Source organism: Streptococcus sp. DD10 (assembly GCF_001578805.1).
Classification (GTDB): Bacteria; Bacillota; Bacilli; order Lactobacillales; family Streptococcaceae; genus Streptococcus.
The window spans coordinates 389,022-394,435 of record NZ_KQ969157.1 but is presented as its reverse complement, the minus strand read 5'-3'; the positions used below and the strand labels follow the sequence as shown (position 1 = coordinate 394,435).

Below are 5,414 nucleotides of genomic sequence, written 5' to 3'. Positions count from 1 at the left end.
TTTACGGATGGTTGCTTAGTGTGAATTTAACCTAGTTTAAGTATAGGAAATGAGATAAAAAAGTTCTCCATAGAAAAAAAGCAGCTTATTGCTCTTGAAGACAATAAGTTGCTTTTTTTAGAAACAATTGTTTACTGGCTCAATAATAAAACTTAAGGGAGGTGAGCAATTGATAAAAAGTTCATTTAACCTATCTATCAAATCTTAAAAAGTTTGAGTTCTTGATTTTAAGTTTAAGAAAGAAGTAGGAAACTTTTCTTCCTTTCTTTTGTGTTTAATTTTCTTTGTACTGGACAATTCCCACAATGGTATCCACTGCTTTTTCCATCGTTTGAAGGCTAACGTATTCAAATCGACCATGCATATTTTCACCACCAGCAAAAAGGTTAGGAGTAGGAATTCCCATAAAGGAAATTTTAGAACCATCTGTCCCACCGCGGATTGGATCAATCCTTGGCGTGATGCCTAGGTTTTCCATAACAGACTTAGCAATTGTAATTGGTGTCATATCTTTTTCAATGACCTGTTTCATGTTATAGTACTGATCTTTCAGGGTTACGAGGACTCGCTCGCTTCCAAGTTGGTCATTCATTTTATCTGCAATAGCTTGCATGGTTCCTTTTCGTTCATTGAAAGTATCTGTTTCAAAATCACGAATAATGTAGCTTGCCCGTGCTTCTTCAACATTACCATCGATGTGCATTAAGTGATAAAAGCCTTCGTATCCTTCGGTTAATTCAGGGCGGTCACTTGTTGGTAACTCATTATGAAAATCGATAGCCAGTTGAAGGGCATTAATCATTTGACCTTTTGCGGTTCCAGGGTGAACATTGCGTCCTTTGAAAATTATTTCTGCACCTGCAGCTGAGAAAGTTTCATATTGTAACTCACCTAAGGGGCCACCATCTACTGTATAAGCAAAATCTACATTGAAGTCTTTAGCATTAAATTTGTCTGCTCCGACACCAATCTCCTCATCAGGACCGAAACCGACACGAATTTCCCCATGTTTTATCTCAGGGTGAGCATTTAAGTATTCAATCGCAGTCATAATTTCAGCAATCCCAGATTTGTCATCAGCACCCAGAAGTGTGGTTCCATCTGTTGTGATTAAGGTTTGACCATGGTATTTGTTCAGACTAGTAAAATCTGCAGGATCAAGGTTAAAACCGGAATTACCTAGGGGAATCACACCACCATCGTAGTTCTCAATGATTTGAGGTTGGATATTTTCAGAATTGAAATCAGCAGTATCCATATGAGAAATAAAGCCAATTTTACGAGTGAAACCAGGGTCGTTGGCAGGTAAAGTCCCGATAGCAAAACCATTTGGTAGGTAATAAACATTTTGCAGACCAACTCGTTTCATCTCAGGGATGAGGATATTCGTCGCAAAATCTACCTGCGACTGGGTGCTGGGCGTAGTGGTAGAGTTTTCATCAGAGCGAGTATTGACTTTGACATAGGTCAAAAATCGATCAAGTAAAGTAGGGTATTTCATAAATTTCTCCTCTTATTTTTTCTCTATTGTATCATAGATTAGGTATGATGACAAAACGATAATTTAATTTAATTGAAATAAAATAATATATCAGAAAATCTTCAATTTTCGATACTTTATATAGATATATTAATCAACATATTGACTTTCAAGAAACGAGATATTATAATATCTATGTTGATTTTGAAAAAAATTAGAAATCATATTTGTATTAATAGAAAAGGGGATTTTTGTTGAATAGAAAGATGAATAAAAAGTGTTGGATAATCTGGTATCGTTATTTTATTGCTTTGTTAACACTATTTATTTTATGTGCACCATTTCATAGACTTCTTGCAGAAGAAGAACCACCTGAAACGTCTATCCATAAAACGTTGGCACCATTATTGGATGAAAATCAACAACCCATTACAGATCGCTATCAGTTGAGCTTAGATATATTATCAAAGTCTGGGAGTCAAACACAAACTCAACCACTAGATGTGATATTTGTAGCAGATTTATCAGGCAGCATGATTGAACAGGATGTAAATGTAGAGGGAGAACATGCTATATCTAGAATCGAATCATTGAAGCGAACCTTAAAAGGAATAGCTGGCAAAGTTGGACTGGTTGACTCTATACTAGCGAATTCTCAAAACCGTTTGTCAATCGTCGGATTTGCTGGGAAGATCGATAATTCATGGGATAATGGGTCACGTTACCATTATTCTTATAGAAAATGGCCTGAATTTGCTGGTTTTTATTCCAATATTTCTAAGTATGATGATGCTGAAACATTATTGAATTGGGAGAATGATGCCAATCAAGCAAAAAATGTTGTTGATTCGCTAACGATTGCAAATGAAGAACAAACTAGAGGGTACCATTCTGGAATTGGTCGAGGAACAAATATCGAGGCTGGACTTAGACAAGCAAATGAATTGCTGAAAAGTGCAAGACCTGAAGCGAAAAAAGTTATTATTTTGCTATCTGATGGTGAGGCAAACATGTATTATGATCAAGAGGGAAATACATTGTTTAACTACTCTTCTCTCTCAAATGTTGCTTCTTACACGCCAACGCCAGCATTTTTTACTCAAAACCTAGATACAGCAATGGCATATGCATCAAGTTACCTAGCACCCCAAATAGATGGATTTTATTCTATAAAATTTCGCTATATCGGGGCCAAAGATAGTATAACATCACTTAATAATCATGTCGGTTTGTATAATCCAACTATACCGAACGAAGTCCTCTCAGCGACAGATGAAACTAGTCTTCAAAGTCAATTTGATGCGATTACAAAAAAAATTCTTCCGTTAGGTGTACGAAAGGTAACGATAACAGATACCCTATCCAAGTTCGTATCACTGATTCCAGAGAATTCCTCGGATTTGAGAGTTGTGAAGGTGGATGAGAACGGAGGAGAAGAGAGACTGACTGAAAGTCAGGTGATTATTAACTCAATAACAGATAATCAAGGACATATCAAAGTTATTGCGGAGTTTAATCCTGACTATTCTCTTGAAGATAATGTGACTTATGCTCTGAGATTTTCTGTAGAGACAACTCAAGAAGCATCAGATACGATTGCTGGTGATACTAGCGTAACGGAACAAGATGCTGAAGGAGGAGATCGGACGAAGCTTTACTCCAATGTCAGCGCTGATGTCACATATACTTATGGAATAGAAAATCCCAAAGAGTCTAGTAAAGAATTCACAGAAAAACCAATTTTTAGACCTTCAGATCCAATTAACTTACCAGTCACAGTCGAATGGAAGGGTGTTGAAGGTCTAAATGAGAATAATATAACTGCGCCGAAACCTGATTCAATTAACGTCAAGCTTATCCAAAATCCAGGTCAAAATGGTTATGAAAATCGTTCTTATAGGATAACTGAAATCCAAACTAGAATCCAGGGTAGTAATCCAAATCATCAAGTCAATACATCGTCATTCCAAAGTGTAGCTAGAGGCCATGAGTATGATGTGGATGCTCCTGACATAAAGGGCTTTGAAAAGAGAATTGAGAAAACTAGTACGGGAGATGGTTTTAAAATTATCTATCGTCAACTTCCATCTTTAACGATAGAAAAACGACTAGAGGCTGAAAAACCAAGGGAAAATACAGTTTATAAGATTAAATTTACAAATAGTTATGCTCCAGTTTCGAAAGACTCTTCTGATTGGCTGAAAGAAAATTATGATGCTATTATAAAAAAAGCTGGCGCCCCTGATGAAGAAGGCAAAAAAACAAATATTCAATTCATTAGAGGTAAGGCTGAGATTCAGCTACGAGCTGGAGAAGTGATAAAAATTCTCTATATGAAACGAGCAACACACTATAAAATTGAGGAAGACAGCCAGTCTGCTAAAGGTTATCAGGTATCATATAACAATCAAGAAAGTAACGTCTTTAGGGATATGACAGCAGTAGTCATTAACCATAAACTTCCACAACTTTCTGTTAAGAAGGAACTCTCAGGAGCTTTTGCTAACTTACTACAAGATTTTACTATTCATGTAACTGTTCAAGTAAATGGTCAACCTTTAAATGGGAGCCAAAAAGTAATGGCTGGTGGTACCGAGCTGAATACAGAATTTGTCAATGGCACAGCTAGCATTCAGTTGAAAAATAATCAAACAATAAAATTTGAAAACCTACCTCTTGGCGCTACTTATAGCGTGAAAGAAAATGATGAGTCTGCCAAAGGGTATCAAGTTAGTTATATAAATCAAACAGGAACTTTGGATGGAGATAAGGATGTAATTGTTCGTAATACGAAAAACAGTGTGCCCGCAACAGGTATTGACTTACTAGCAACACCTGCAACCCTTCTTTTTGTTAGCCTTTTAGGAGGAAGTGGAGTTATCGTCGTTCTCATTCAAAGTGTCAAACGTAGGAGAAGATGATGTTTAAAATCAAGCAAAGTAAAGAGAAAAAAGGAAAAATGATGAGGAGAGATAAATCTCCCCCAACCTTGATGGATGACCTCAAGTATCTCTTCGGTAAGTTGGTGGTTGTAGTAGTGGTATTTGCCTCACTTTACTATTTCCTCTTTGGGGTGATTCGTTATAATGATGATGGGATGAAGCCTGCTTTGAAAGATGGAGATTTGGTAGTTTACTATCGCTTAGATAAACGCTATTCTGTCGGAGATTTATTAGTTTACAGTTATGAGGGGAAAGAGAGAGTAGCACGTGTCATTGCAACAGAAGGGAGTAGCATAGACATCAACGAAAATGGTTTGATTATCAATGGTTCCCCACAGCAGGAGCAGGATATCTATAAAGAAACGTTGCTTTATAAAGGTGGGATAACCTTTCCGATAAAAGTTCCCCAAGGTCAACTATTTGTTCTAGGAGATAATCGAACAAGTGCAGTTGATAGTCGGGTCTTTGGCCCCATACCAATCAATGATACTGATGGAAAAGTCGTTACGCTCATTAGACGAAGAGGATTCTGATGAGAAATTGTTTATATTGATAAAAGGAGTTCATATGAAAAATAGTATAATGAAAAAACTGTTCACAACAACAGCTGTTGCCACTGTTCTTTTACCACTTTTGCAAGCACCTAGTGTTTTAGCTGATAATAACACTGCAACTGCACAGGCAACAGGAGAAACAAATGCTAAAGTTGCTATCAATAAAGTTTTGGATATTGCAGAGGGAATCACAGTACCAAATGCGACTTTTACTTTTACATTCACACCAAAGGAAGGGAAATCTTCTAATGGAGCAAATTATGAAAAGGCTTCAGAAACAGAGTCAACAAAAGGTCACATCCCAAACCGTTCTGTAACCTATTCTTCAAAAGACTCAGTAACCGCTAATAAGGTTATAAAAGCAACAGAAGATATCTTTAAAGATGTATCTTATGACCATGCGGGCGAGTATGTATATACTGTAAAAGAAGTTGCTGA

4 protein-coding genes are annotated in these 5,414 nt (G+C 36.7%); 3 read left to right on the top strand and 1 reads right to left on the bottom strand.

What is annotated here, in order from left to right:
- Positions 1–274: 274 nt before the first annotated feature.
- Complete coding sequence (pepT, locus tag STRDD10_RS01715) at positions 275–1,501, bottom strand: peptidase T (protein WP_067192602.1); 1,227 nt, start codon at positions 1,499–1,501, stop codon at positions 275–277.
- Between the two features lie 245 nt (positions 1,502–1,746).
- On the opposite strand from pepT, the gene STRDD10_RS01710 reads away from it, so the two are divergent.
- The 3 genes from STRDD10_RS01710 to STRDD10_RS01700 form a co-directional block, all read left to right on the top strand.
- The gene (locus STRDD10_RS01710; RefSeq protein ID WP_067192600.1) at positions 1,747–4,401 is read left to right on the top strand and encodes a DUF7601 domain-containing protein; all 2,655 of its coding nucleotides are present in this window, start codon (positions 1,747–1,749) and stop codon (positions 4,399–4,401) included.
- Positions 4,401–4,955: a signal peptidase I gene (gene lepB / locus STRDD10_RS01705; RefSeq protein ID WP_067192598.1), complete on the top strand. Its 555-nt coding sequence runs from the start codon at positions 4,401–4,403 to the stop codon at positions 4,953–4,955. The genes STRDD10_RS01710 and lepB overlap by 1 nt, the downstream gene beginning before the upstream one ends.
- Positions 4,956–4,989: 34 nt before the next feature.
- Positions 4,990–5,414, top strand: a 425-nt coding sequence (locus tag STRDD10_RS01700; protein WP_331709814.1) for a Spy0128 family protein, incomplete at its 3' end; no start/stop codon positions are given.